Source organism: Algirhabdus cladophorae (assembly GCF_044772865.1).
Taxonomy (GTDB): Bacteria; Pseudomonadota; Alphaproteobacteria; order Rhodobacterales; family Rhodobacteraceae; genus Algirhabdus; species Algirhabdus cladophorae.
Genome location: NZ_CP173029.1, coordinates 1,003,337 through 1,028,101 on the forward strand (window position 1 = coordinate 1,003,337; position 24,765 = coordinate 1,028,101).

At 56.1% G+C, this 24,765-nt stretch carries 19 protein-coding genes; 9 read left to right on the plus strand and 10 right to left on the minus strand.

Annotated features, from left to right (window positions below):
• Nucleotides 1-2 precede the first annotated feature (2 nt).
• The 5 genes from ftsA to recN all read left to right on the plus strand — a co-directional run bounded on the left by ftsA (nucleotide 3) and on the right by recN (nucleotide 7,021).
• A complete protein-coding gene (gene ftsA, locus ACIRQ6_RS04880; protein ID WP_420863017.1) occupies nucleotides 3-1,337 on the plus strand; it encodes a cell division protein FtsA in 1,335 nt (444 codons plus the stop codon).
• A 192-nt stretch (nucleotides 1,338-1,529) separates the two neighbouring features.
• On the plus strand, nucleotides 1,530-3,155 hold the full coding sequence (ftsZ, locus tag ACIRQ6_RS04885; protein ID WP_420863018.1) for a cell division protein FtsZ: 1,626 nt from the start codon (nucleotides 1,530-1,532) through the stop codon (nucleotides 3,153-3,155).
• Nucleotides 3,156-3,396: 241 nt separating this feature from the next.
• Nucleotides 3,397-4,323 carry a UDP-3-O-acyl-N-acetylglucosamine deacetylase gene (gene lpxC, locus ACIRQ6_RS04890; RefSeq protein WP_420863853.1) on the plus strand — a complete coding sequence of 309 codons (927 nt, stop codon included), beginning with the start codon at nucleotides 3,397-3,399 and terminating at the stop codon, nucleotides 4,321-4,323.
• Nucleotides 4,324-4,459: 136 nt separating this feature from the next.
• Nucleotides 4,460-5,341: an outer membrane protein assembly factor BamD gene (locus ACIRQ6_RS04895; protein WP_420863019.1), complete on the plus strand. Its 882-nt coding sequence runs from the start codon at nucleotides 4,460-4,462 to the stop codon at nucleotides 5,339-5,341.
• 30 nt (nucleotides 5,342-5,371) lie between these two features.
• The gene (gene recN, locus ACIRQ6_RS04900) at nucleotides 5,372-7,021 is read left to right on the plus strand and encodes a DNA repair protein RecN (protein WP_420863020.1); all 1,650 of its coding nucleotides are present in this window, start codon (nucleotides 5,372-5,374) and stop codon (nucleotides 7,019-7,021) included.
• A gap of 367 nt (nucleotides 7,022-7,388) precedes the next feature.
• Here recN and ACIRQ6_RS04905 read toward each other — a convergent pair whose 3' ends face one another.
• Nucleotides 7,389-9,008: a chloride channel protein gene (locus ACIRQ6_RS04905; protein WP_420863854.1), complete on the minus strand. Its 1,620-nt coding sequence runs from the start codon at nucleotides 9,006-9,008 to the stop codon at nucleotides 7,389-7,391.
• Between the two features lie 165 nt (nucleotides 9,009-9,173).
• Here ACIRQ6_RS04905 and ACIRQ6_RS04910 point away from each other — a divergent pair, with 165 nt between their 5' ends.
• Both ACIRQ6_RS04910 and ACIRQ6_RS04915 read left to right on the plus strand, forming a co-directional pair.
• Nucleotides 9,174-10,550, plus strand: coding sequence for an FAD-binding oxidoreductase (locus ACIRQ6_RS04910; protein WP_420863021.1), 1,377 nt, complete (start codon nucleotides 9,174-9,176; stop codon nucleotides 10,548-10,550).
• 101 nt (nucleotides 10,551-10,651) lie between these two features.
• A complete protein-coding gene (locus ACIRQ6_RS04915; RefSeq protein ID WP_420863022.1) occupies nucleotides 10,652-12,412 on the plus strand; it encodes a helix-turn-helix transcriptional regulator in 1,761 nt (586 codons plus the stop codon).
• On the opposite strand, the gene ACIRQ6_RS04920 is transcribed toward ACIRQ6_RS04915, so the two are convergent.
• The 4 genes from ACIRQ6_RS04920 to cobS all read right to left on the minus strand — a co-directional run bounded on the left by ACIRQ6_RS04920 (nucleotide 12,413) and on the right by cobS (nucleotide 17,509).
• The gene (locus tag ACIRQ6_RS04920) at nucleotides 12,413-12,754 is read right to left on the minus strand and encodes a DUF427 domain-containing protein (RefSeq protein WP_420863023.1); all 342 of its coding nucleotides are present in this window, start codon (nucleotides 12,752-12,754) and stop codon (nucleotides 12,413-12,415) included. It lies immediately after the preceding gene.
• Between the two features lie 87 nt (nucleotides 12,755-12,841).
• Nucleotides 12,842-14,635 carry an aminopeptidase P family protein gene (locus ACIRQ6_RS04925; RefSeq protein WP_420863024.1) on the minus strand — a complete coding sequence of 598 codons (1,794 nt, stop codon included), beginning with the start codon at nucleotides 14,633-14,635 and terminating at the stop codon, nucleotides 12,842-12,844.
• Entirely contained in the window at nucleotides 14,635-16,515 is a 1,881-nt protein-coding gene (cobT, locus tag ACIRQ6_RS04930) for a cobaltochelatase subunit CobT (RefSeq protein ID WP_420863025.1), read from the minus strand. Before cobT ends, ACIRQ6_RS04925 begins: the two co-directional genes overlap by 1 nt.
• Nucleotides 16,516-16,522: 7 nt before the next feature.
• Nucleotides 16,523-17,509 carry a cobaltochelatase subunit CobS gene (cobS, locus tag ACIRQ6_RS04935; protein WP_420863026.1) on the minus strand — a complete coding sequence of 329 codons (987 nt, stop codon included), beginning with the start codon at nucleotides 17,507-17,509 and terminating at the stop codon, nucleotides 16,523-16,525.
• Nucleotides 17,510-17,792: 283 nt separating this feature from the next.
• On the opposite strand from cobS, the gene msrB reads away from it, so the two are divergent.
• The gene (gene msrB, locus ACIRQ6_RS04940) at nucleotides 17,793-18,257 is read left to right on the plus strand and encodes a peptide-methionine (R)-S-oxide reductase MsrB (protein ID WP_420863027.1); all 465 of its coding nucleotides are present in this window, start codon (nucleotides 17,793-17,795) and stop codon (nucleotides 18,255-18,257) included.
• A gap of 104 nt (nucleotides 18,258-18,361) precedes the next feature.
• Here the strand turns inward: msrB and ACIRQ6_RS04945 are convergent, their stop codons facing one another.
• Nucleotides 18,362-18,994: a DnaJ domain-containing protein gene (locus ACIRQ6_RS04945; protein WP_420863028.1), complete on the minus strand. Its 633-nt coding sequence runs from the start codon at nucleotides 18,992-18,994 to the stop codon at nucleotides 18,362-18,364.
• A gap of 78 nt (nucleotides 18,995-19,072) precedes the next feature.
• Here ACIRQ6_RS04945 and ACIRQ6_RS04950 point away from each other — a divergent pair, with 78 nt between their 5' ends.
• Nucleotides 19,073-19,342: a BolA family protein gene (locus tag ACIRQ6_RS04950; RefSeq protein WP_420863029.1), complete on the plus strand. Its 270-nt coding sequence runs from the start codon at nucleotides 19,073-19,075 to the stop codon at nucleotides 19,340-19,342.
• Between the two features lie 29 nt (nucleotides 19,343-19,371).
• Here the strand turns inward: ACIRQ6_RS04950 and ACIRQ6_RS04955 are convergent, their stop codons facing one another.
• From ACIRQ6_RS04955 to pepN, 4 genes are all read right to left on the minus strand, one after another.
• On the minus strand, nucleotides 19,372-19,863 hold the full coding sequence (locus tag ACIRQ6_RS04955; protein WP_420863030.1) for a DUF4177 domain-containing protein: 492 nt from the start codon (nucleotides 19,861-19,863) through the stop codon (nucleotides 19,372-19,374).
• 81 nt (nucleotides 19,864-19,944) lie between these two features.
• Nucleotides 19,945-21,453 carry an Asp-tRNA(Asn)/Glu-tRNA(Gln) amidotransferase subunit GatB gene (gene gatB / locus ACIRQ6_RS04960; RefSeq protein ID WP_420863031.1) on the minus strand — a complete coding sequence of 503 codons (1,509 nt, stop codon included), beginning with the start codon at nucleotides 21,451-21,453 and terminating at the stop codon, nucleotides 19,945-19,947.
• 40 nt (nucleotides 21,454-21,493) lie between these two features.
• A complete protein-coding gene (locus tag ACIRQ6_RS04965; protein WP_420863032.1) occupies nucleotides 21,494-22,033 on the minus strand; it encodes a hypothetical protein in 540 nt (179 codons plus the stop codon).
• 106 nt (nucleotides 22,034-22,139) lie between these two features.
• Nucleotides 22,140-24,692: an aminopeptidase N gene (gene pepN, locus ACIRQ6_RS04970; protein WP_420863033.1), complete on the minus strand. Its 2,553-nt coding sequence runs from the start codon at nucleotides 24,690-24,692 to the stop codon at nucleotides 22,140-22,142.
• Nucleotides 24,693-24,765 lie beyond the last annotated feature (73 nt).

Consider the following 24,765-nt stretch of genomic DNA (forward strand, 5'->3'; position numbering starts at 1 on the left):
ACATGAGCGACCTCTATGAAACACAACGCGCAATGCGCAACATGCGAAAGATTGCGATGCAGCGAGGGCTGGTTGCAATTCTGGACGTTGGCACCTCCAAAATCGCCTGCCTTGTTTTGCGATTTGATGGTCCAAAGACCTTTGGTCAGGACGAGGGCATTGGCCCCTTGGCCGGGCAAAGTGCGTTTCGGGTGATTGGGGCGGCAACGACGCGCTCGCGCGGGGTTCGCTTTGGCGAGATTGACGCAATGAATGAAACCGAACGCGCCATTCGTACTGCGGTTCAAGCGGCCCAAAAGATGGCCAATGTGCGTGTGGATCACGTCATTGCCTGCTTTGGCGGGGCGCGGCCTCGGTCTTATGGGTTGGACGGGATGATTGAGGTCGAAGACAGCATGGTCACAGAAAACGACATCGGTCGTGTTCTGGCCAGTTGTGATGTGCCGGACTATGGTGCGGGGCGCGAAGTGCTGCATGCCCAGCCTGTGAACTTTGCGCTGGATCACCGATCTGGCCTTGGGGATCCGCGGGGTCAGATGGGGCAAACCCTGACCACGGATTTGCACATGATGACTGTGGATGCCTCGGTTATTCAGAACCTAGTTTATTGTATCAAACGCTGTGATCTGGAACTGGCTGGTTTGGCCAGCAGTGCTTATGTTTCGGGCGTGTCGTCCTTGGTTGAAGATGAACAGGAACTGGGGGCGGCCTGCATTGATATGGGGGGCGGGGCTACGGGTCTGTCGATCTTTATCAAAAAGCACATGATCTATGCGGATGCGGTGCGTTTGGGCGGGGATCACGTCACTGGCGACATTTCCATGGCGCTGCAGGTGCCATTGGCCACGGCCGAGCGCCTCAAGACGTTTTACGGCGGGGTCCATGCCACGGGGATGGACGACCGTGAGATGATCGAGATCGGTGGCGACACGGGCGATTGGGAACATGATCGTCGTACGGTGAGCCGTGCCGAGTTGATCGGCATTATGCGGCCACGGGTCGAAGAGATCCTTGAAGAAGTACGCGTGCAACTGGATGCCGCGGGGTTCGAGCATCTGCCCAGCCAGCAAATCGTTTTGACCGGCGGTGCCAGCCAAATTCCGGGCCTTGATGGTCTGGCCAGTAAAATCCTGGGACAGCAAGTGCGTTTAGGGCGTCCGTTGCGGGTCCAAGGCCTCCCGCAGGCCGCGACTGGTCCGGCATTTTCATCTGCCGTGGGGTTGAGCCTATTTGCAGCACACCCTCAGGATGAGTGGTGGGATTTCGATGTACCAGTCGATTCTGGGTCGTCACGGTCTTTGAAACGCGCTTTGAAATGGTTCAAAGACAATTGGTGACCCCAATATCTGGGTAAACGCGCAATATCCCGCCGACAGATCGAAAAAATGCACGATATTTTGGGGGAAAGACGCCTTTTTCCCGTGACGTTGCCTGTTGGGCACGGTAGTCTCCTGTGAAAGAGGCACAACATGTAGTTGCGATTGGGCGCAGACCTGACGCGGCAGTAACACTAGACAGGCGGATTTATTATGACATTGAACCTTTCGATGCCCGGGCAGGAAGAGTTGAAGCCACGCATCACCGTTTTCGGTGTGGGCGGCGCAGGCGGCAATGCCGTCGACAATATGATTGAAAAAGAACTCGACGGCGTTGAGTTTGTTGTGGCCAACACAGACGCGCAAGCATTGCAGCAGTCGCGTGCACAATCTCGCATCCAGTTGGGTGTAAAGGTGACCGAAGGGTTGGGGGCAGGGGCCCGTGCAACTGTCGGTGCAAGTGCAGCTGAAGAAAGCATTGAACAAATCGTTGATCATCTGGCAGGCGCGCACATGTGCTTTATCACTGCTGGTATGGGTGGCGGCACAGGAACCGGTGCAGCCCCGATCATTGCCCAAGCGGCCCGTGAATTGGGTGTGCTGACCGTGGGTGTTGTGACCAAGCCGTTCCAGTTTGAAGGCGTCAAGCGGATGCGTCAGGCCGAAGATGGCGTTGAGGCCCTGCAAAAGATGGTCGACACACTGATCATTATTCCAAACCAGAACCTGTTCCGTCTGGCGAACGAGCAAACCACGTTTACCGAAGCCTTTTCCATGGCGGATGACGTGCTGTATCAGGGTGTTAAAGGCGTAACAGATTTGATGGTCCGTCCGGGCCTGATCAACCTTGATTTCGCCGATGTTCGCGCCGTAATGGACGAAATGGGCAAGGCCATGATGGGAACAGGCGAGGCAGACGGCGAAGATCGCGCGATCCAAGCCGCCGAGAAGGCCATCGCCAACCCATTGCTGGACGAGATTTCGCTCAAAGGTGCAAAAGGCGTGCTGATCAACATCACTGGTGGCTACGACCTGACATTGTTCGAACTGGACGAAGCGGCCAACCGCATTCGCGAAGAAGTCGACCAAGACGCCAACATCATCGTGGGCTCCACTTTGGATACGGATATGGGCGGTCAAATGCGTGTGTCTGTTGTGGCCACGGGTATTGATGCGGTCGAAAACATGTCTGACGTGCCTGTGCCGCGCCGGTCCATGGCCCGCCCATTGCCAACCGCAGAAATCGAAGCACCCGCTGTTGCGGAACCGCAAATGCCAGCCGCTGCTGCGATGGCGCCTGTTGCCGCTGCGGCCGCTCCGGCTGCGTTGCACGAGGAACCGGGCCTTTTTGAAAGCATGGATGCGCAAACCGCTGCAGAACAAGAGCAGTTTGAAGACATCTTTGACGAGCCGCAAACCGCCGCTGTCGATGACATGCCGCCCCCTGCGTATCGTCCCGAGCCCGCGCCATTGGCCGAGCCGATGATGGAAGATGCACCGGCTGACGCATTTGTGGCCCCTCAGGCCCCAGCTGCCGGAACACCATCGCCCGAGGCGCTGGCCCGTTTGGAAGCCGCCGTGCAAAAACGTCCTGGCCATCAGCCCGTACAGCGTGTTGAACCAGCAGCAATTCCTGCCGCTGCGGACAAGCCGCGCTTTGGCATCAACTCTTTGATCGGGCGTATGACGGGTCAATCTGAAGGGGCCGAACGTCCTGCGGCAGCCCCGCAGCCCGTGCGTCAGCAGCCACCTGTTCAGACGTTTGAGGCTGAAGCCAGCGCCGATCCCGAGCAAGAGCGGATTGAAATTCCGGCTTTCTTGCGGCGCCAAGCAAACTAAATTAACCAAATTTCGTTAGAAAGGCCGCCCAGTTTGGGTGGCCTTTTTCGTTTCTTAGCAAAGACTTACCTCTGATTAGGCGAGTTTCTGCATCTAATGTGTTAAGATGTTTCAGAACGTTGCAAAGATTGAGTTGAGCCTCTTTAGCCCAAGCATTAGTTAACATTAACGGATCGCTGGGGGGATGATCTATGGTGCGGCGTTCATCGCTGCGCTGCCAAAGATCACAAAGGAATACAGTTTGCAGACGACATTGAAAGCGCCAGTTACATTTGATGGCACAGGGTTGCATAGCAACTTGCCTGCGCAAATGGTTGTGCGCCCAGCCTCTGCAGAACACGGCATTTGGTTTCGTCGTATCGATATCACACACGGGGATAACCTTGTCCCGGCTACATGGGACGCAGTGGATGCAGCCCCTTTGTGCACGCGGATCGTGAACGCGCAGAACATTTCGGTGTCGACGATTGAACACATCATGGCGGCCCTTGCAGGTTGTGGCATCCAAAACGCGATCATCGATCTGGACGGCCCGGAAGTGCCGATCATGGATGGCAGCGCTGCGATTTTTGTCAAAGGTCTGATGGCCAAGGGGGTCGTTGTGCTGGATGCGCCGATCCGCGCTATCGAGATTTTGAAACCAGTTGAAGTACGGCAGGGCGCATCCGTGGCGCGTCTGGAACCCGCAGCATCACTGCAGATCGATTTTGCCATTGATTTTGAAGACGCTGCAATTGGCCATCAACACAAGAACCTGAACATGGCCAATGGTGCCTTTGTGCGCGAGTTGAGCGACAGCCGCACTTTCTGCCGTCAGGCGGATGTGGATGCGATGCACGCCCAAGGCTTGGCTTTGGGGGGCACATTGGCCAACGCCGTTGTGGTGGATGGGGATCAGGTTCTTAGCCCCGGTGGTTTGCGTCATGCGGATGAGGCTGTGCGCCATAAGATGTTGGATGCGTTAGGTGATTTGGCCTTGGCGGGTCTGCCGATTTTGGGCCGCTACGTGGGACACCGCGCGGGCCACGCCCTGACAAATAACTTGCTGCGGGCGGTCTTTGCGGACCCATCTGCGTTCAAAATCGTGACCTGCGATGCCTCAATGGCCGCACGTTTGCCCGGTGCTGGTATCCATGCTGGCGACATTTCCCATGCGTTGGCTGGGTGATCCACAAAATCTTGATGTGATCGAGTGCGATTTCGGGGCGTTAGACGTTTTGCCCCGTATTTTTCTGTGTTAAAGAGTTAAAAAAGGACGCACGATTGCAACGTGATTGTCTTGACGATTTTGGGGGTTTGAGCAGATGACAAGGCTTGGTGGTAAAACCATTGCTGTGCTCTGTACGACAGCTGTTTTGGCAGGGTGTGGCGGCGGTGATCGCGCCGCTGGCGAGCGTGGCTTTCTCGGCAGACTTTTCGTGGGGAATGACATCGGCCAACCCTTGGAAACCTTGACCGCCGAACAGATCTACAAAACCGCTGAATTTGAGCTTGAAGCCAATGACAATGACGAAGCCGCGCGCCTCTTTGGCGAGGTCGAGCGTCTTTACCCCTATTCTGACTGGGCCAAACGGGCGTTGATCATGCAGGCCTTTGCTTTCCACAAAGACGAAGACTATGCAAACTCCCGCTCAACCGCGCAACGCTACATCGATTTCTATCCGGCGGACGAGGATGCAGCCTATGCGCAGTATCTTTTGGCCCTAAGCTACTATGATCAGATTGACGAAGTTGGGCGCGATCAGGGCCTGACCTTCCAAGCTTTGCAATCCCTGCGGACGGTTATTGAACGCTATCCAGACAGCGAATATGCGCGCTCAAGCATCCTCAAGTTCGACTTGGCGTTTGACCATCTGGCCGCCAAGGAAATGGAAATCGGTCGGTTCTATTTGAAAAAAGGCCATTATTCGGCTGCGATCAATCGCTTCCGCGTTGTGGTCGAGGAATTCCAGACAACAACCCACACGCCCGAGGCGCTGCACCGTTTGGTCGAGGGGTATTTATCCCTTGGTTTGACGGATGAGGCGCAAACCGCCGGCGCGATCCTTGGGTTCAACTTCCAGTCTACCGAATGGTACGACGACAGTTTCAAAATGCTTACCGGGCGTGGTTTGGAACTGGAGGCGGCAGGCGATAGCTGGTTGCGTCAGATTTATAGGCAGGTCATTCGTGGCCAGTGGCTCTAATCCCGATCACCTGATGTCAGGCGGTCTGTGATGCTGCGCAGTCTTGATATCCGCGACATGCTGATCATCGACAGGCTTGAGCTGTCGTTTCAATCAGGTTTGAATGTTCTAACCGGCGAAACCGGTGCGGGTAAGTCCATTCTGTTGGATTCGCTTGGTTTTGTCTTGGGCTGGCGGGGGCGTGCGGAACTGGTCAGGTCCGGTGCGGCCCAAGGCGAAGTAACAGCCGTGTTTGATTTGGCTCAGGATCATCCAGCCCGTGCGGTTTTGGTGGCAGCCGGCTTGCCGGTTGAGGATGAATTGATCCTGCGCCGGATTAACACACCGGATGGACGCAAGACGGCCTATATCAATGACCGACGCGCTTCGGGCGAGATGTTGCGTGCTTTGTCCGACAGTTTGGTCGAATTGCATGGTCAGCACGATGACAAAGGGCTGATGGATCCCCGTGAACATCAACGGATCTTGGATGATTTTGCTGGGCTCTCGGATGATCTGGACCGGCTTTCCAAGTTGTGGCGTGCCTTGGGTGCAGCGGAAAAGGCCCGCGATGCAGCGCAAATTCGACTGGCCGCGGCCCGTGAAGAAGAAGATTTCTTGCGCCATGCCGCCCAAGAAATTCAGGCGATGGATCCGCAGCCCGGTGAGGACGCCAAACTGGATGCAGACCGGCGATTGATGCAAGGGGCCGTGCGGGTTGGCGAAGACATTGCGAAAGCGTCCGATGCGTTGGGTCTAAATGGGGCCGAGGGCCAAATGGGCGACGCCCAGCGGTGGCTTGAAGGGGCCAGCGGGGATGTGGGTGACGCGCTTGAGCCACCCCTTGCAGCCTTGGCCACAGCCTTGGGCGCCTTGTCCGATGCGCAGGCGGGTGTAGACCGTGCCCTTGAGGCGTTATCCTTTAATCCCAGTGACTTAGAGGATGTTGAAGAGCGTCTTTTTGCCATTCGTGCCTTGGCCCGCAAGCATGACGTGCTGCCCGATGAATTGGCAGCCTTCGGCGTGGAAATTGCCCAGAAGCTGGCGGTTTTGGACGGGGCTGATGCAGACCTGTCTGCCTTGGATGACGCGGTGGCCCAAGCAAGCACACGCTACACGCGCGCAGCAGAGGCGTTGCGCGCCAAACGGATCAAAGCAGCGGCCAAACTGGACAAATCCATGGCCCGTGAACTGGCGCCGCTACGGATGGAACGCGCTGTGTTTCGGACTTTGGTGGATCCGGCCCCGGCCAGTGCAAGCGGTTTGGATGCAGTGTCCTTCCGGGTGGCGACCAATCCCGGTGCACCGGCAGGGCAATTGAACAAGATCGCCTCTGGCGGGGAACTCAGCCGCTTTCTATTGGCCTTGAAAGTGTGTTTGACCCAAGACACCTCTGGTCTGACCCTCATTTTTGACGAGATTGATCGCGGTGTTGGTGGGGCCACTGCCGATGCGGTTGGGCGGCGTTTGGCAGAACTGGCTCACGAGGGTCAGGTTCTGGTCGTGACACACTCACCGCAGGTGGCTGCCCTGGGCGGGCATCATTGGCGGGTGTCCAAACGTGTTGAAAAGGGGCAGACCCTATCGACGGTCGAAGGTCTTGGCGATGGTGCGCGGATCGATGAGATCGCGCGCATGCTTTCGGGGGATCGGATCACGGATGAGGCTCGCGCTGCGGCTCGTGCCTTGATGCAGGCCTGATTGGCGGTAGGGTGCTGACCATGTCTGAATGCGTAGGTCATGACCTATAACTACCAGTAAAACTTCGGCTTTTTGGGAAAAGGAAAGGGCGACGGTGTGATGGTTAGCACCGAAATACAGTTGTGCCATTGCCACCTCACCGCCGCCCTAATTTTCGTATGATCCGTGAGGGATCACACAGGTTTTGAAATAAAGACCACTGCCGTAAAATTTTGGCACCGGTCGGATCTTGAAATAAAATCTAATGTCTTGCGACGGTTTCAAAGTCTTCACTCACAGTCCTAAGCTACCGATTCCCCAGACCTCGCGCATACCCCAATTGGGTTAAATGTTACTTTTTGGTCAAATATTTTGAGATTTGTTTGGATTAGCTGTGTTCTTCGGCAGCGGTTGCGGCCAAGGCGCGGTTCATTGCCTTAAGAGCATCGACTTGAAACAGGGCGCCCCATAGTTCTGGCGGGCTGTCTTCACCGCCTAAGGTGACGACAGGGATAAACTGCGCATTGCTGGCTTCAAACACAGGCATGGCTTGTTCCAGTGTGGCGTTGCCATCAATGTAGAGGCCGTCCTGAACCAATTCCCAACACGTGTCCTCATTGGCTGGCCTGCTGTGGTCCTTGTCGCGCATAATTTCGGCAACTGTGAAGGTCGCCAAAAGATAAGCCTGTGGTCCCGCCGCCAAGTGGATGTTGCGCCGTTCCAATTGGGTCAGGAAGAACGATTTGTCGACCAAACGGCTGGCTAAAGCTGTGGACAGGGAAACCGACACCATCACAGCCAGCCCAGTTTGCCAATCTCCGGTCAGTTCAAAAACAATCAAAGTGGTGGATATAGGGGCGCCCAAAACGGCCGCTGCCACAGCGCCCATGCCCGCCAAAGCGTATAACGTGGCCCCCCCGGATTGATCGGGGAAGAGAGCCGTTGCGATCAGGCCAAAGGCCAGCCCTGTCAACGCGCCTAACATCAGGGCAGGGGAAAACACACCGCCGCCCATGCGCCCTCCCATGGTGATGGCCACGGCTATGATCTTAAGGGCCGCAAAGATAAACGCCTCGCGCCAGATCAACTCACCACTAAGAGCAGCCGATGTCGTCTCGTACCCGACGCCGATGATATGGGGGAAAAACACGGCCAGACCGCCCAGCATAGCCCCTGCAATGGCCGGGCGCAGATAGCGGGGCAGCCCTGTTTTGGCTTGCACCGCGGTGCCAAGGTCGTCGGCCCAAAAGATGGTTTTCATCAAGGCAAAGCCGACCAAGCCTGACACAAGTCCCAGCATCAAAAACGCAGGAAGCTCCACGTAGAAATCAAGGCTTGTGCCCATGGGAAGGGCAAATTCGCTGACATCGCCGAAAAATTGCCGGTTGATCACAGTGCCCGCAACCGAGGCGATCACGATGGGCGCAAAGGCGTGAACGGCAAAGTGCCGCAACACCACTTCAAGGGCGAAAAGTGCGCCTGCGATGGGGGCGTTGAAACTGGCAGAAACAGCCGCCGCCACAGCGCAGCCCAACAAATCGCGCCCTGTGATCCCGTCTGCATTGATCCGCGAGCTGACCCAACTGGCAATAACGCCGGCCAAATGCACCACCGGACCTTCGCGCCCGGTTGATCCGCCCGAGCCAAGCGTGACAATCGACGCAAGCGCGCTGGCCATGCCTTCTTTAATCTCAACGCGCCCCTCTTTCAGGGCCGAGCCTTCGATCACATCTGCTACGGATCTGACCCGCGCATCTGGGGTGAAACGGTGCAGGATCTGACCTACGATCAAACCGCCGAGAATGGGTACTAAAACCACCCAATACCACGGCAACTCTGCGGCATGGGCCTGAATACCCTTTAGATCATCGTGACCATAAAGAACGCCTTGCAAGCCCCCGATTGCAAAGCGAAAACCGACGGTAACAAAACCCGCTGCAATCCCGATGGCGAGGGCAATAAACCAAAACTGGATCTGACTGGGCCCCTGACGGCGCAGCAGTTGCATCACATGTGCAAGGCGTCCTAGCCCTGCTTGGGTCACTTGGGCCAATAGGCCGGATTGAGGCGTGGGTTTCACAAGCCTATCCCATGTGCGAAGCGCGGTTTTTGCGCGTTTCCCTTGCCCTTCGCTTGGCCTAGAGTGACGCCAAGCAACAACAGGAGCCATCACATGAGTATCGAGACCGCTATTGCTGCTTTGGTTCCAGTCTTAGGCGAAAGGATCACGCGGTCCAAGTCTGATTTGGATATTCATGGCCGGTCCGAGGTGCATTACCCCCTGACGCCACCGGATGCTGTGGCCTATCCGCTGACCACAGCTGAGGTCAGCGAGATTGCGAAAATCTGCAACGCCCACGATTGCCCGATTATTGCATGGGGTACGGGGACATCCCTTGAGGGGCATTCGCTGGCGTTTCGAGGCGGGATCACAGTTGATTTCAGTAGGATGAACAAGGTCCTTCAGGTTAATGCCGAGGATATGGATGTGGTTGTGCAACCGGGGCTGACCCGGGCCGAGCTGAACGAAGAATTGCGGGCCACGGGATTGTTTTTCCCGGTTGATCCCGGGGCCAATGCCTCGCTGGGGGGGATGGCTGGCACACGGGCCAGTGGGACAACGACTGTACGCTACGGCACGATGCGCCACAACGTGATGGCCCTTGAAGTGGTGCTAGCCGATGGGCGGATCATTCGGACAGGCAGTCGCGCGCGCAAAACATCGTCGGGCTATGATCTGACGGGGCTTTTTGTGGGCTCTGAGGGCACGCTGGGCATGATCACCGAAATGACGCTGAAGCTATATGGTCAACCCGAGGCCGCGAGCGCTGCGATTTGTGCGTTTGAGGACATGGATGCCGCCGTGCAGGCCGTGACCGAAACTATCCAGATGGGCCTTCCCATGGCGCGGATTGAATTTGTGGATGCGGACACTGCTGCAGCCTTTAATGCTTATGCCGGGCGCGATATGGCCTACAAACCGCATTTGATGGTGGAATTTCATGGTTCAGAGACCTCTGTGGCGGCAGATGTGACCAGCTTTGGCGAGATAGCCCAAGATCACGGTGGATCCGGCTTTGAATGGGCGACCAATCCTGAGGATCGCACAGCCCTTTGGGCCATGCGCCACAATGGATATTACGCGATTTTGGCCAGCAGGCCGGGGGCCACAGCCATTTCCACAGATCTGTGCGTGCCAATCTCTAAACTGGCACAGGCCGTGGCCGAGACACGCGCAGATATCGCCGCCAGCATCGTGGCCGGCCCGATCTTGGGGCATGTGGGCGATGGTAACTTCCATGCAATCCTTTTGATCGATCCAGACAATCCCGCCGAGATGCAAGCGGCCAAAGATCTGTCGGCCCGCATGATGCAGCGCGCCTTGGATCTGGGGGGCACTGTAACCGGCGAGCACGGGGTGGGAATCGGTAAGATGGACTACATGCAGGCCGAACATGGAGAGGCTTGGGCGGTGATGGGTGATATTAAATGTAGCCTAGATCCAAACAATATCATGAATCCGGGCAAATTGGTTCGCATTGGGAACTAATCGCGCAACCTTGGCGCGAAGGTCTGGAATGCCTGACTTTACCTTGCGTTAAATCTCCTTAATTTTTTGATCACTTGAACAAAAATGCTAGGGTTACGTCTATGAAACCGCTGCTCACGCCTTCTTCTGATCAGGCCGAACGTGTCATTGATCGTCTCTATGATGTGGCGCTGGACCCTATGCGCTATGAAGAGTTGCTGGATCACTGGGAGGGTATGATCGCGCCGTATCGCAAGGCGGCGAATGGCAATGGCGAAAGCGCTGATCTGGGATTGCTTGGTTTGGGCTCGCATTTTGCGCGGGCCGACAAGATGCTTGATCAGATCGTCATGGAAACCCCCAAGGAAGAAAACGCTGCGATTTTGTCACGGATCGAAAACGCTGCAGCTTTTACTATCAACGCAGCCCTCAAAGTGTCTGATGCCAATCCAGCGGCCATGTCGACCTTGATGCTAGCCCCGGGTATGCCGCTGAGCGAACTGCCCCTCGATGCACAGGATTGCGCCGCGCTGAGCACCCAAGTGGAGCGGATGCTGAACGCCAACCAAGATGCGCCTTTGGTGTTTCGCGCCAGATCCACGCAGTTTGAACGCCTTGTGGTGTTTTATCTGCGCATCATCCGACCAGCTCATGCGGAAGCATTTGCCATTGCAGTCTCCTCCGAGGTTGCCTGGCCTGAGGGGTTTGATGGGGTGTTGCAAAGCGCCTTTCAATTGTCGGTTGCCGAGGTCGCCGTGGTGCGGGGACTGGCGCAATGCGCCTCGCTTAAAGATATTGCAGCAACGCGCGGCAGGTCCGTTGATACGATCCGTGCCCAGTTGAAATCCGTCATGTCAAAAACCGAAACTCGCAGCCAGACCGAATTGGTGCGTCTGACTGTTGGCATGATGGAAATGGCTGCTTTCTCGCAAACTGAGGCTGCGAATTTATCGGAACAATCCAGCGGCTATGGCTCGCTTGAACCGCGTCCGTTTTATGCGATGACCCTGCGCGATGGACGCACTTTGGAATTTTTGGTGCTGGGCGACCCAATGGGCAAACCCTGCCTGTTCTCGCCACTGGATTATGGGTTGGTGCGCTGGCCTGCCAGTGCCGAAGCCGAGGCCGCAAAGCGGGGCATAAAAATCATCGTCCCCGTGCGGGCAGGCTATGGCAAATCCACGCCCTTGACGAAATCAACCGACGTGGCCAATTCGACGGCCCATGACTATGCGGAACTGATGGACCATTTGGGTGTGAACGCCTGTCCGATCATCTCGCTTGGCGGGGATTTCTTTTTCTCGGCGGTTTTTCACAGCCTGTTCCCGGGACGTGCCACTGCGATGTTGGCCTGCGCTGGTGTCTTGCCCTTGGATCAACCGGAGCAATACGAACGCATGGACAAATGGCACCGGTTCATTCTGGCAGGTGCACGTTATACGCCGCATCTGTTGCCATTTATGGTCAAGGGTGGCTTTGCTTTGGCGCGACGACTGGGCAAACGGGGCTTTTTGCAAGCGGTCTATGGCAAATCAGCCGCAGATGTGGCGACCTTTGAAGACCCCGAGATTTTTGAGGCGCTGATCTGCGGATCCGAGGTGGCTCTGTCCGAGACCCACAGTGCCCATGACGCTTTTGCGCGCGAGGTTGTCACCCACGAGAACCTCGCCTGGCAGCACCATGTTGATCGTTTACAAGGGGTCGTGCCTGTCCATTTCTTTAACGGTTTGCAAGACCCCCAAGTGCATCCTTTGACCTTGAATGAGCACCGCAGCAACTACCCATGGATCAATTTCCACGTCTTTCCAGAGGCGGGTCAATTGGTGTTCTTTTTGAAATGGTCTGAGGTGCTCGATACGCTCGAGACGTATCTTTCAGAGTAATTACAGCTCTTCTACGGTGACACGGTCCGTGTAAAACGCCAGATGTCCCGCGATTGCGGCAACGGCATCTTTTGGGGCCTCATAGCTCCACGCGGCGTTTTCCAATGTGCCGCTTTTGGTGACAATATTGAAATAGCTGGCTGTGCCTTTGTGTGGGCAGCTCGAGGAATGGTCCGAGGCATCAAGAAATGCCATAGCGATGTCGTCGCGTGGAAAATAGATCACTGACGGGTAATCGCCTTCGACCAGTTCAAGGGCTTGCTTGCTTTCGGCCAAAACAGCGCCTGCGGCCCGGACGACCCAAGTGCCATCTGTTTGGTGGATTTTGATGTGGTCCGTCATGTAATTTTCCTTCCGGCGTCGTGCAGGTGTGCTTTTTCTTGTCGCGCTGGTGCACGTGTGTTTGTCATCGCGCTGGCGATTGTATCGTCAAAGTGGGCGCGTGGCCTCGGCCAACCATTCCGCAGCCTGTGCGCTAACATGGCTGTGTAACAGTTCTGCGCATTTGGCGTGATACCCGTTCAGCCAAGTGATTTCATCAGCACTTAGCATTTCTGGCAGGATCAACTGCCGGTCTACAGGAACATAGGTCAGCGTTTCAAAAGACAACATATTACGGTCATCTTGACCGGTCAGGGCAGGTGCCTTTTGAACTACGATCAGATTTTCGATGCGAATGCCAAAGGCCCCGGGACGATAATAGCCCGGCTCGTTGGACAGGATCATGCCCTCTTTGAGCGGCACGTCGGACAGACGGCTCAGCCGTTGCGGGCCTTCATGCACACACAGATAGCTGCCGACGCCGTGGCCTGTTCCATGGTCGAAATCCTGACCGGCCATCCAAAGCGGGGCACGTGCCAAAGCATCCAGATGGGCGCCTGCGACTCCTTTTGGAAACCGTGCGCGGCTGATGGCAATTACGCCCTGTAACACACGGGTAAAACACTGTTTTTCCACCTCGCCCACCTCGCCAATGGCCATGGTGCGAGTGATGTCTGTTGTGCCGTCCTGATACTGTCCACCGCTGTCGACCAGCAACAGTTGGCCGTCTGCTACTGGGGCATTGGTGTCTTGGGTCACACGGTAATGGACGATGGCCCCGTTCGGGCCGGCCCCACTGATGGTGTCAAAACTGATGTCGCGCAACTGGCCAGTTGCGGCGCGAAAGCCTTCGAGTTTTTGAGCGACGTCGATCTCGGTCAGGGTGCCTGCGGGTTCTGCATCCAGCCATGCTAAAAACTCAACCATGGCCGCCCCATCGCGCAGATGGGCATCCCGCGCGCCTTGAATTTCGACAGGGTTTTTACACGCTTTGGGCAGAATGCAGGGATCATCGGCATAAGCGATGGCGGTGTCGTGGGTCTCGAGGATCTGGCTGATCGCCAATGGAGCCGTTGCTTTGTCGACCCGCACTGTGCCTTTAAGTGTGCCAAGTGCGATCCGAAAATCAGCAGGTTTGTGTTGGCGTATGGCAGGATCAGGACCCAGATCTGCGGTCTTTTCTGGTTCCATAAACAGATCAACTGTGGCGTCTGCATGGATTACGGCAAACCCATGGGCGATGGGGTTGCGCGGGATATCGCTGCCGCGAATGTTCAGCAGCCAACAGATGCTGTCAGGCAGGGTCAGAACTGCTGCCGATTGACCTGCTTTGGTCAGGATATCTGCGATTTTCAGGCGTTTGTCGCCACTCTTTTGACCAGATAATTCAATAGGTTGCGCGATGACCTTGCCCATGGGTGGGGCAGGACGATCCTGCCATATCTGGTCAATAAGGTTGCCACAGGCCTGCAGTGTGATTTGCGTGCCCTGCAAGGCTTTGCGGTGCTTTTCGATCTCGCCTGCGGTGTGCAGCCATGGGTCAAAGCCCACCAACCCGCCATTTGGCAGCGCGGTTTTTAGCCACTCGGCCAACTGCGTTTCGGGCCAGTGCACAGGGGTGAAATCGCTGAGGGCCACCTGCGCTTTGACCTGCTCGCGGTAACGCCCATCGATAAAGACGCCTGCGCGATCCGGCAGGGCACAGGCAAATCCCGCCGATCCGGTAAAGCCCGTGAGCCAGGCCAGACGATCATCGCAGGGGGCTACATATTCGCCTTGGTGGGCATCGGCACGGGGGACCAAGAAACCCGCCAATCCGGCCTCGTTCATGGCAACGCGCAAAGCCTTCAGGCGGGGCGGTCCTTGATCAGGGCTGGTTTGGGCGGTGTAACTTTGAAACATCAGCCGGCCTTGTTCAAACCCATCACTTTGGCGCGCGCCCGCGGGTCGCTGTCAAAGAGGCTGGCCAGTTGCTCGGTCATGGCCCCAGCCAATTGTTCCACATCTGTGATGGTCACAGCGCGGTCGTAATAGCGGGTCACATCGTGGCCAATGCCGATGGCGATCAGTTCCACAGCACGACGTTTTTCGACCATTTCGATCACGTCGCGCAGGTGTTTTTCGAGGTAATTCGCGGGGTTCACGGACAACGTTGAGTCGTCCACAGGCGCACCATCGGAAATCACCATCAGGATTTTGCGCGCCTCAGGACGCCCCATCATTCGGCGATGCGCCCATTCCAAGGCTTCGCCGTCGATGTTTTCCTTCAGCAGGCCTTCTTTCATCATCAGACCCAGATTGGGACGCGCCCGACGCCATGGGGCATCGGCAGATTTATAGATGATGTGGCGCAAGTCGTTCAGGCGACCGGGCTGTTGCGGGCGACCATCGGCCAGCCAGTTTTCGCGGCACGTACCACCCTTCCAAGCGCGGGTGGTAAAGCCCAAAATCTCGGTCTTGACCTGACAACGTTCCAGCGTGCGCGCCAAAACATCGGCACAGATTGCTGCGATAGAAATGGGGCGACCGCGCATAGAACCAGAGTTATCCAAAAGCAGCGTCACGCAAGTATCGCGGAACTCTGTGTCATGCTCGACCTTAAAGGACAGGGGCGTGGTGGGATTGGCCACGATCCGCGCAAGACGACCTGCGTCAAGCGTGCCTTCCTCCATATCGAACTCCCAGCTGCGGTTTTGCTGGGCCTGCAAACGACGCTGCAACTTATTGGCAAGCCGCGACACCGCGCCTTTCAATGGCTCAAGCTGTTGATCCAGATAGGCGCGCAAACGCTCCAATTCCTGCGGTTCTGCTAAATCCTCAGCACGAATTTCTTCGTCATGCTCGGTTTGATAGACCTGATAATTGGGATCCGCGTCAGACACGGGCTGTGGGGCAGGCGGTTCAAGCGGGGCGTCACCATCGGGCATTTCTGCCTCGTCACCCATTTCTTGGTCCGCCATATCATCCATCGATACTGTGGCTTGCGAGGCATCTTGTTGCTGATCCTGAGATTGCTCGGGATTGGCGTCCATTTCCTCGTCATTGTCTTGATCGTCTTGGCCGGTGCTATCGGGATCTTGCTGATCCTCCTGACCTTCTTCGGCCTCGTCTTCGTTCTCGTCGTCCAGCTCATCGGGGTCATCGCCCAATTGGTCGCCGTAGCCCAGATCATCAATGATCTGGCGCGCAAATTTGCTAAAGGCCGCTTGATCCGACAGCATATCTTCGAGGCCTTCAAGGGTGCCGCCTGCGCGTTCCTCGATAAAGCCGCGCCACAGTTCCATCACGTTGTCTGCGCCTTCGGGCAAGTCGCGTCCCGTGGCCAAATGCCGGATCAAATAGCCTGCCGCCGTGGCCAAAGGCGCCTGTGCGGGCTCGCGAATATCGGCGTAGCCTTTGCGCATGGCCTCATCGCCGATTTTAGCATCAATATTGCCTGCGGTGCCGGGCATATATTGCGCGCCGACGGCTTCGACACGGGCGGTTTCCATGGCCTCATAAATATCGCGGGCCATCTGGCCTTGGGGCACATAGCGTGAATGGGTGGAACTGTCATGAAACTTGTGGCGCAACGCGTAGGCATCCGCTGTGCCACGCGCCAGCAAGACCTCGTTACGGGTCATCCGGCGGCTGACCTGAGGCAAGCGGATCGTCTCGGATGTCGCACCGGGGGGATCTACGGAATAGCTAATCGCCAGATCCGCATCATCGGCCATGACTTTCGTGGCCTCAGCCAAGGCCTTTTTGAACGGATCTGCGGGGTTGTCAGATGGTTTGCTCATGCAAAACCTATCCCAAGCTCATGCTGGCCGCGGATTCTGGCAGTTCTTCGTCAAAGCAGCGCTGATAGAATTCAGCCACAGTTTGGCGTTCCAGCTCGTCACATTTGTTGAGAAAGGACAGGCGGAAGGCATAGCCTACAGATTTGAAGATCTCGGCATTTTGCGCCCATGCAATCACAGTCCGCGGCGACATCACAGTGCTGAGGTCCCCGTTCATAAACGCCGTCCGCGTCAGATCGGCGACGGTCACCATCTGCTGCACGGTCTTGCGACCAGCTTCCGTGTTGTAGTTGGGATTTTTGGACAGAATGATCGCGCTTTCAGCATCTACGCTAAGATAGTTCAACGTAGCCACCAGCGACCAACGGTCCATCTGGCCTTGGTTGATCTGCTGTGTCCCGTGATAGAGACCCGTTGTATCGCCCAACCCCACGGTATTGGCCGTGGCAAACAGACGGAAATACGGGTGCGGGTTGATCACTTTGTTCTGGTCCAACAACGTCAGCTTGCCGTCTACTTCCAAAACCCGTTGGATCACGAACATCACGTCCGCGCGGCCTGCATCATATTCATCAAACACAATAGCCGTGGGCGTCTGCAGCGCCCAAGGCAAAATGCCCTCTTGGAAATCAGTGACCTGCTTGCCGTCTTTGAGTTTGATGGCGTCCTTACCGATCAAGTCAATACGGCTGATGTGGCTGTCAAGGTTTACCCGCACACAAGGCCAATTCAACCGGCTGGCGATTTGTTCGATATGAGTCGATTTGCCTGTGCCGTGATAGCCTTGGACCATCACACGACGATTGTGTGAAAAGCCTGCCAAAATGGCCAGCGACGTGTCCGGATCAAACTTATAGGTGCTATCTTCTTCGGGCACACGATCTGTGCGCTCGGAAAAGCCTTTGACGACCATATCCGTGTCTATGCCAAAGACTTCGCGGACCGAAACATCCATATCCGGTTTGGCGTTAATATCGATCGAGCCGTCGGCCATTGCAAAGTCCTTTGTCTTGGGGCCTGCGCAGGGCCCGTCAATGATCTGTGATTTGGTGCAACATATCTCAACCAGTGGCAAGGGGAAGGGGGGCAAAAGGAATAACTGGCCTTAACGAAAATTGCTTTTGCCCACAGGTGCTGCAAGCGAGGCCCAAGCGGGGCCACCGGGTCTCAAAAAGCGACTGTTGCAATGTCTCACGCGAATGTGCGCAACCGTTTGTTGATTGCAGACGTCCGCAACCGCTAGCGTCTCTTCAAACACCACGAAAAGGATGCGCATAATGGACCGCCGATTGTTTTTAACCACCTCTGCTGCTGCTCTAGGGGCCGCAGCCTTGCCCAATGCGGCGTTCGCTGCCTTTGAGGTGACGCGGTCCAAAGCGGAATGGAAGGCAATGCTGACCAACGCCCAATACCGCGTGATGCGCGAAGAGGGCACAGAACGGGCAGGGTCCAGCCCCTTGGACAAAAACTATGCCAAAGGTACATATCATTGCCGTGGTTGTGATTTGCCCGTTTATTCCAGCAAAACCAAGTTTGATAGCGGCACAGGCTGGCCCAGCTTTTACCAAAGCCTGCCAAATGCCGTCGGCACTAAGCCCGACCGTAAATTATTGCGTGTCCGCACCGAAGTGCATTGCCGCCGCTGCGGCAGCCACCTAGGCCATATCTTTGACGATGGTCCAAAACCAACAGGCAAACGCCACTGCCTGAACGGCGTCTCGCTGGTGTTCAAAGCGGCCTAACTGCCTTTGCTATGACAAGTATCCTCGCCAAAGGCACTTACTGGGTCTGAAAAGACCCAATAAAATCAAACGCGTCTGGACCCGTTAGGGTCCAGTCCGTTGGGTCATTTAAAGCTGCGGCTGTCTTTGATCTGATCCCAGGCCCAAACCACTTCTTGCAACTTGTCCTCGTCGGAACGATCCCCACCGTTCATGTCCGGGTGCAAAACCTTGATGAGTTTCTTATAGCTTTTGCGGATTTCAGCCTTGGTCCAATGATCTTTGGCTTCCAGAATTTCCACGGCGCGACGTTCCGTAGGGGGAAGTTTGCGCGTCGAACCGGTGATGGATTTACCGGCATTCTGCGTCGCATTTGCCCCCAACACCTGATGCGGATCATCGACCCCCAAACGCGCCCAAGCCCGCTGTTCGTCAGTTTGTTTGCCAAATGGCTTGGTCGGGCGGTCCCAAACACGATCCTTGTCCAGCTGCGCATTCAGCTCGGCCTCGGTTGTGCCGTCAAAGAAATTCCATTTCAGATTATACTCGCGCACGTGCTGCTGACAAAACCAGAAAAAATCGTCCAAAACGTCCGGGCTTTTGGGTGCGCGGTATTTTCCTGCTTCCTGACAGCCGGGATGTTCACAAATGCGGCGCGAGGTCTCGGAAGCGCCGGACATACCGCGCCGGCCGCGTGGGTTCTTTTTCTTCGCGGATGATACAGAAATATCGAAACCAAAGGGATCGTCTTTTTTCATTATCTTCGAACCTCACTTGCGACTCAGGCAATAGAGTTTAGTCTCTTGGCTGTCAGACGAAAGAGGCTTTTAAAAAAAATGTGTGGAAAACAGCCCATGGTCGCGCGGATTGAGGAAAAACTCAGCAGCGCCTTTGCCCCAAGTGTCCTAGAAGTGGTCGATGATAGCGAAAGCCATCGCGGCCATGCCGGATTTCAGGAGGGTGGGGAAAGCCACTTTAATGTAAAGATCCGCTCGGACGCGTTCAAAGGGAAAACACGCATTGCCCGTCATCGCGCAGTGCATGCAGCCCTTGGTCCCCAAATTATCGGGGAAATCCACGCGCTTGCGCTTGATCTGGACGTCTGATCCAGACGATCAGAACACGCCTTTGGGCCTTAGTCAGAAGCCGCACCCTCGCGGCTTTTAACCTGATCTGCGCGGGTTTTCAGGGCCGAGTTCAAGTCGGGACCGTCATAGTCTTTCGGCTCATCGGGGGAATTTGTGGCGGCCTCTTCCGCAGGATCTGTCTGCGTTGCGTTTGCGTCGTCATCGTGCACTTGGGGCTCAGCATCGTCCGCCGCATCTGGCTGCGGTGCTTCTTCGGTCTCATCACTTGCATCGGTGATCAAAGCCACGGGTTGCACAAATTCAACGTCCACCGGGCGATAAAACACCAGCATATTCTGAAAAACCGTAGTGCGTCCGGTCAGGCCCTGACGTTCCTCGGACGGCAAGGTGTCTGTGCGCAAATATTGCCAGCCCAACGCGCCCATATCGTTCATCACGGTTTCTAGGGCATTGGCAAATTTGCCTTCAGAGCCGCGCACACCCTTGCCGCGCTTGCCGCGTTTGGGGGCTGGCACCACTTTATATTCAAACTTTTCCATCACTTTACCCCTGACGCCCCGCAGGCCTTTATGCTCAACCGGTCATATCAACTTGGATGCCCCCCGCCAAGGGTGGCGCGCTTAGGTCAATTTGGCTGCGACCAATTCATTGACAACTTTGGGATTGGCTTTGCCGCCAGTTGCTTTCATCACTTGGCCTACAAACCAGCCTGCCAGTTTGGGGTTTTGCTGGGCCTTGGCGACTTGATCGGGATTGTCGGCGATGATCTGATCCAATGCTGCCTCAATAGCGCCGGTATCTGTCACTTGTTTCATCCCGCGCTCTTCCACAATGGCCGCGGGATCGCCACCTTCGGTGTAGACGATTTCGAACAGTTCCTTGCCGATTTTGCCGCTGATATCGCCTTTGGTGATCAACCCGATGATGCCCCCCAATTGTGCAGGGCTGACGGGGCTTTCGGTGATGTCTTTGTCATCTTTTTTGAGACGACCAAACAATTCGTTGATCACCCAGTTCGCACTCAGCTTGCCATCTTGACCATCGGCGGTGGCTTCAAAGAAGGTTGCGTCCTCAACGTCCGCCGTCAACACCGAGGCATCATAATCACTGAGACCAAAGTCAGACATAAACCGTGCCTTTTTGGCGTCGGGCAGTTCTGGCAGCCCCCCTGCAATGGCGTCGACAAAGCTTTGCTCGATCTCCAAAGGCAACAGGTCAGGGCAGGGGAAATAGCGGTAGTCATGGGCCTCTTCTTTGGACCGCATGGACCGCGTTTCGTTCTTGTCCGGATCATAAAGCCGGGTTTCCTGAACAACCTCGCCACCGTCCTCGACAATCGCAATCTGACGTCTGGCCTCTACGTCAATTGCCGCTTGAATGAACCGCATCGAGTTCATGTTTTTGATCTCGCAACGCGTGCCCAAATGGCTAAAGTCCTGCGTGGCTTGGTATTTTTCATAATCCCCAGGCCGACAGATGGACACGTTTACATCCGCGCGCAGGTTGCCGTTTTGCATGTTGCCATCGCAGGTGCCCAGATAGCGCATGATCTGACGCAGCTTAACCACATAGGCCGCAGCCTCCTCGGGGCCGCGAATATCCGGGCGGCTGACGATTTCCATCAAGGCTACACCAGTGCGGTTAAGATCCACGAAAGACATGTTGGGATCCATATCGTGGATGGATTTCCCGGCATCTTGTTCCAAGTGGATCCGTTCAATGCGCACAACCCGCGCCGTTCCATCGCCCAATTCGACCAAGACTTCGCCTTCGCCAACAATCGGGTGGTACAGCTGGCTGATCTGGTAGCCCTGCGGCAGATCGGGATAAAAGTAGTTCTTACGATCAAACGCCGAATAAAGATTTATCTCGGCCTTCAAGCCCAAGCCGGTCTTGACCGCTTGGCTGATGCAGCCCTCATTTATGACCGGCAACATGCCCGGCATGCCCGCGTCAACAAATGCCACGTTTGCGTTTGGTTCCGCGCCAAATTCGGTCGATGCCCCAGAAAACAGTTTGGCTGCTGTGGCCACTTGTGCATGCACTTCAAGACCAATCACCAGTTCCCAATCGTGCTTGGCTCCTGTGATGACTTTTGGTTTGGGGGCGTCGTAGGTCAGGTCCAACATAAGCTGCGGCTCCGCAATTGTAATCCGCCTGTCTTTTAGGTCACAGCAGCCCCTTAGACAAGGCATTGGCGCGGTAGTTTTTCAACGCCTCAGCGAATTGGGTCAAATCCCAGTTCAAGACCTGATCGGCCCCGTGTGGATCGCTGAAATCCAGCACCAGCGTTTGCCCCTGCGCCATGAGGCCCAGCAGATCTGCGGCGTCTTGGCCTGTGTAAGTGCACTGGCGCCCGGCCAAACAGCTACGGCGCTTGTTGGACCAAAGTATTGCGCCTGTCCCCGCCATGATCCGAAAGCCGTCAGGGGCAAACCGCGTGCCACGTTCAATGCCAAACTCAACCTCTTGCGGGGTTACGAAAAGATACATGGCGGCAAATTTCGGATGGCCCGAAAACACATCCACGTAACGCAAATAACAGCGTTCTTCCGTGGTCCCATCCGTGACGCGTTCGTCGCAGAAACTGTCCCACAGCCCGTAGGCATTATGGGTCGTGATCCGCCATTCCCCCGGTGTGTCATTGCCGTCGCGGTCTTGGGCGTGCCCTGCGCTGACCATGAAAAGTAAAAAGAGCAATGCGCGCATGATATCCCCTCACTCGTTGTCCTAAGACTGTGCAGACAGGCTGGATAAACTGCCAGTCACATCCGCGCGAGATAATCGGTTTCTTTTTTCCGCAAATACTCAAACCCTAGCCGTTCAAAATGCGCCCGACCATTTCAGTGGTGTCCGGCGACAGGTCTGGCGTGGCCAAAATGCGCTCCAATTGTGCCGCAATCAGCCCCTGACGATCTGCATCATAGCGTTTCCACGTCTGGAATGCTGCGGACATACGCGCAGTGGTTTGCGGGTTGATCGCGTCCAAGGTGATCAACCAATCCGCCAACATCTGATAGCCTGATCCATCAGCGCGGTGAAAGCCTGCGTGGTTGCCTGCCAACGCGCCAAGGGTTGCGCGGAACCGGTTTGGATTTGTCACGGCGAAATCCGGGTGCTGGGTCAGGGCCTGTGCCATGGCCACGGCCTTGTCTGGCGAGGCCGCCCCGATCCGGGCGCCGAACCATTTGTCGATCACCAGACGATCGTGCTGCCATTGCCCATAAAAATCTGACGTGGCAGCAGCATCTTTTTCCACACGCAACAGGCACAGCCAACTGGTGAACTGTTGGGTCATATCTGTGGCTGAATCGAATTGAGCCTGGGCTGCTTTGCCCCCATCCAACAGGGACAGGTAATTGAGCAGAGCCGCTCCAAAACTGCGTTTGCCCACTTGATCTGCATCCGGCGCATAGGCGGCGTCGATCTGGCAACTGGCCATCAAGCGGGGCAGGCTGTCCGACAGGGCCTCTGCGATGCTCAGTTTCAGTGTCTCCCGGGCCGTGAAAATCGCGTCTGGATCAGGGGCTGCACCGGTTTCAAACACCGCCTGTGCGATGTCATCATCGATGGGCAGTGACAGCGCCAGCTCGCGGAACGCGGGATCAAGGCTGTCGTCGCGGGCGACCTCGACCAATGCGTTGAGGAAGCTTTGGTCCGGTGTTGCACCCTCGGTGACCATGGACACCAACAGATCCTTGGCCAAGGTCTGGCCTGCTTCCCATTTGTTGAACGGATCGGTGTCATGGGCCAGCAAGAACACGCGATTGTCCGGCAGGGCCGCGGTGTCAAGAATCACGGGGGCTGAAAATTCGCGCAGGATGGATGCAATAGGTTTGGATTCTAAGTTGCTGAATTTAAATCTTTGTTCTTGTTTCGTCATCTCAAGGACCACCGTGGGCTGCACTGCAGTTCCATCTTCCGCCAAAAGGCCTACGGCAATTGGCAAGACCTGAGGCGCCTTGTCTGGCTGACCCGGTGTGGGCGGCGTCATTTGGGTAAAATGCAGGCTATATGTTCCCGCCTCATAGCTTTCTGAAACGGTCAGCCTGGGCGTGCCAGCTTGTTCGTACCAGCGTTTGAACTGGCTTAAATCGCGGCCTGTGGTGTCCTCGAACACAGTCAGCCAAGCCTCGATGGTTGTGGCCTCGCCGTCATGGCGTTCAAAATAAAGATCAAGCGCTTTCGCATAGGCGGCATCGCCGACCAGACGCTTGAGCATGCCGATGACTTCTGCGCCTTTTTCATAGATCGTAGCGGTATAGAAGTTGTTGATCTCGACAAAGCTGTCGGGGCGTACCGGGTGGGCCAATGGGCCTGCATCTTCGCGAAATTGACGGCCGCGCAGGTCGTTGACATCCGAGATGCGTTTGACCGGGGCAGACCGCAGATCCGAGGTGAACTGACTGTCGCGATAGACTGTTAGCCCTTCTTTCAGACACAGCTGGAACCAATCGCGACAGGTGATGCGATTGCCGGTCCAGTTGTGGAAATATTCATGGGCGATGATCGCTTCGATCCGTTCAAAATTGCCGTCTGTGCTGGTCTCGGGCGAGGCCAAAACGCAGGAGCTGTTGAAAATGTTCAACCCTTTGTTTTCCATGGCCCCCATGTTGAAATCATCCACCGCCACAATGTTGAAAATATCCAGATCATACTCGCGGCCATAGACATCCTCATCCCATTTCATCGAAGCTTTGAGCGCCTCCATCCCGAAGGCGCATTTGCCTTCGTCCCCGGGGCGCACGTAGATGTTTAATTCCACATCTTTGCCCGACATGGTTTGGAACTGGTCGGGATGGGCCACCAGATCGCCCGCCACCAAGGCGAACAAATACGCGGGCTTGGGCCAAGGATCGTGCCATTCGGCCCAGCCATCGCCCTGCGCGGTTGGATTGCCGTTGGATAGCAACACGGGCTCGGCGCCCTCAATGCGCACTGTAAAGACCGACATCACATCGGGGCGGTCAGGATAGAACGTAATTTTGCGGAATCCTTCAGCCTCACATTGGGTGCAGTACATGCCGTTTGACATATAAAGCCCCTCGAGGGCCGTATTGGTTTGCGGGCTGATCTCAACCTCTGCTTCAAAAACGAAAGGTGCGTCAGGAACATCCATGCGCACTCCGTCAGGCGAGACAGCCGGCGCGACCTCGGCCCCATCGATTTTAGCCCAGATCAGTTCGACCTGCTCACCATTAAGGAAAAACTCACGCGATGTGGCCTCTGGATTAGGCCGAAACGCGATTTTGCTGATGACCCGTGTGGCCGTGGGGGCCAGTTGAAACGTCAAATGCACGCTATCGACCAAATACGCGGGGGGCGTGTAGTCGGACAGATAGATGGTTTGGGGGGCCGCGTCGCGCATGTGTTTTCTCCTGCAAAGACCACCCAAGGGTAGCGGCTTGGTCCCTAAGTGCAAGACACGGATGCTGGAAAAG

What these genes read in the sequence shown, in the direction of transcription:
- cobS (WP_420863026.1), bottom strand. Translation starts at nt 17,509, where the DNA reads ATGGCCGACGGCTCGATCGATATTAACGCCAAACCGGATATGGATGTT.
- ACIRQ6_RS04925 (WP_420863024.1), bottom strand. Translation starts at nt 14,635, where the DNA reads ATGTTTCAAAGTTACACCGCCCAAACCAGCCCTGATCAAGGACCGCCC.
- ACIRQ6_RS04945 (WP_420863028.1), bottom strand. Translation starts at nt 18,994, where the DNA reads ATGAAAAAAGACGATCCCTTTGGTTTCGATATTTCTGTATCATCCGCG.
- ACIRQ6_RS04905 (WP_420863854.1), bottom strand. Translation starts at nt 9,008, where the DNA reads ATGCAACTGCTGCGCCGTCAGGGGCCCAGTCAGATCCAGTTTTGGTTT.
- ACIRQ6_RS04895 (WP_420863019.1), top strand. Translation starts at nt 4,460, where the DNA reads ATGACAAGGCTTGGTGGTAAAACCATTGCTGTGCTCTGTACGACAGCT.
- recN (WP_420863020.1), top strand. Translation starts at nt 5,372, where the DNA reads ATGCTGCGCAGTCTTGATATCCGCGACATGCTGATCATCGACAGGCTT.
- ftsA (WP_420863017.1), top strand. Translation starts at nt 3, where the DNA reads ATGAGCGACCTCTATGAAACACAACGCGCAATGCGCAACATGCGAAAG.
- msrB (WP_420863027.1), top strand. Translation starts at nt 17,793, where the DNA reads ATGGACCGCCGATTGTTTTTAACCACCTCTGCTGCTGCTCTAGGGGCC.
- ACIRQ6_RS04910 (WP_420863021.1), top strand. Translation starts at nt 9,174, where the DNA reads ATGAGTATCGAGACCGCTATTGCTGCTTTGGTTCCAGTCTTAGGCGAA.
- ACIRQ6_RS04950 (WP_420863029.1), top strand. Translation starts at nt 19,073, where the DNA reads ATGTGTGGAAAACAGCCCATGGTCGCGCGGATTGAGGAAAAACTCAGC.
- cobT (WP_420863025.1), bottom strand. Translation starts at nt 16,515, where the DNA reads ATGAGCAAACCATCTGACAACCCCGCAGATCCGTTCAAAAAGGCCTTG.
- pepN (WP_420863033.1), bottom strand. Translation starts at nt 24,692, where the DNA reads ATGCGCGACGCGGCCCCCCAAACCATCTATCTGTCCGACTACACGCCC.
- ACIRQ6_RS04955 (WP_420863030.1), bottom strand. Translation starts at nt 19,863, where the DNA reads ATGGAAAAGTTTGAATATAAAGTGGTGCCAGCCCCCAAACGCGGCAAG.
- ACIRQ6_RS04965 (WP_420863032.1), bottom strand. Translation starts at nt 22,033, where the DNA reads ATGCGCGCATTGCTCTTTTTACTTTTCATGGTCAGCGCAGGGCACGCC.
- ACIRQ6_RS04915 (WP_420863022.1), top strand. Translation starts at nt 10,652, where the DNA reads ATGAAACCGCTGCTCACGCCTTCTTCTGATCAGGCCGAACGTGTCATT.
- ftsZ (WP_420863018.1), top strand. Translation starts at nt 1,530, where the DNA reads ATGACATTGAACCTTTCGATGCCCGGGCAGGAAGAGTTGAAGCCACGC.
- gatB (WP_420863031.1), bottom strand. Translation starts at nt 21,453, where the DNA reads ATGTTGGACCTGACCTACGACGCCCCCAAACCAAAAGTCATCACAGGA.
- ACIRQ6_RS04920 (WP_420863023.1), bottom strand. Translation starts at nt 12,754, where the DNA reads ATGACGGACCACATCAAAATCCACCAAACAGATGGCACTTGGGTCGTC.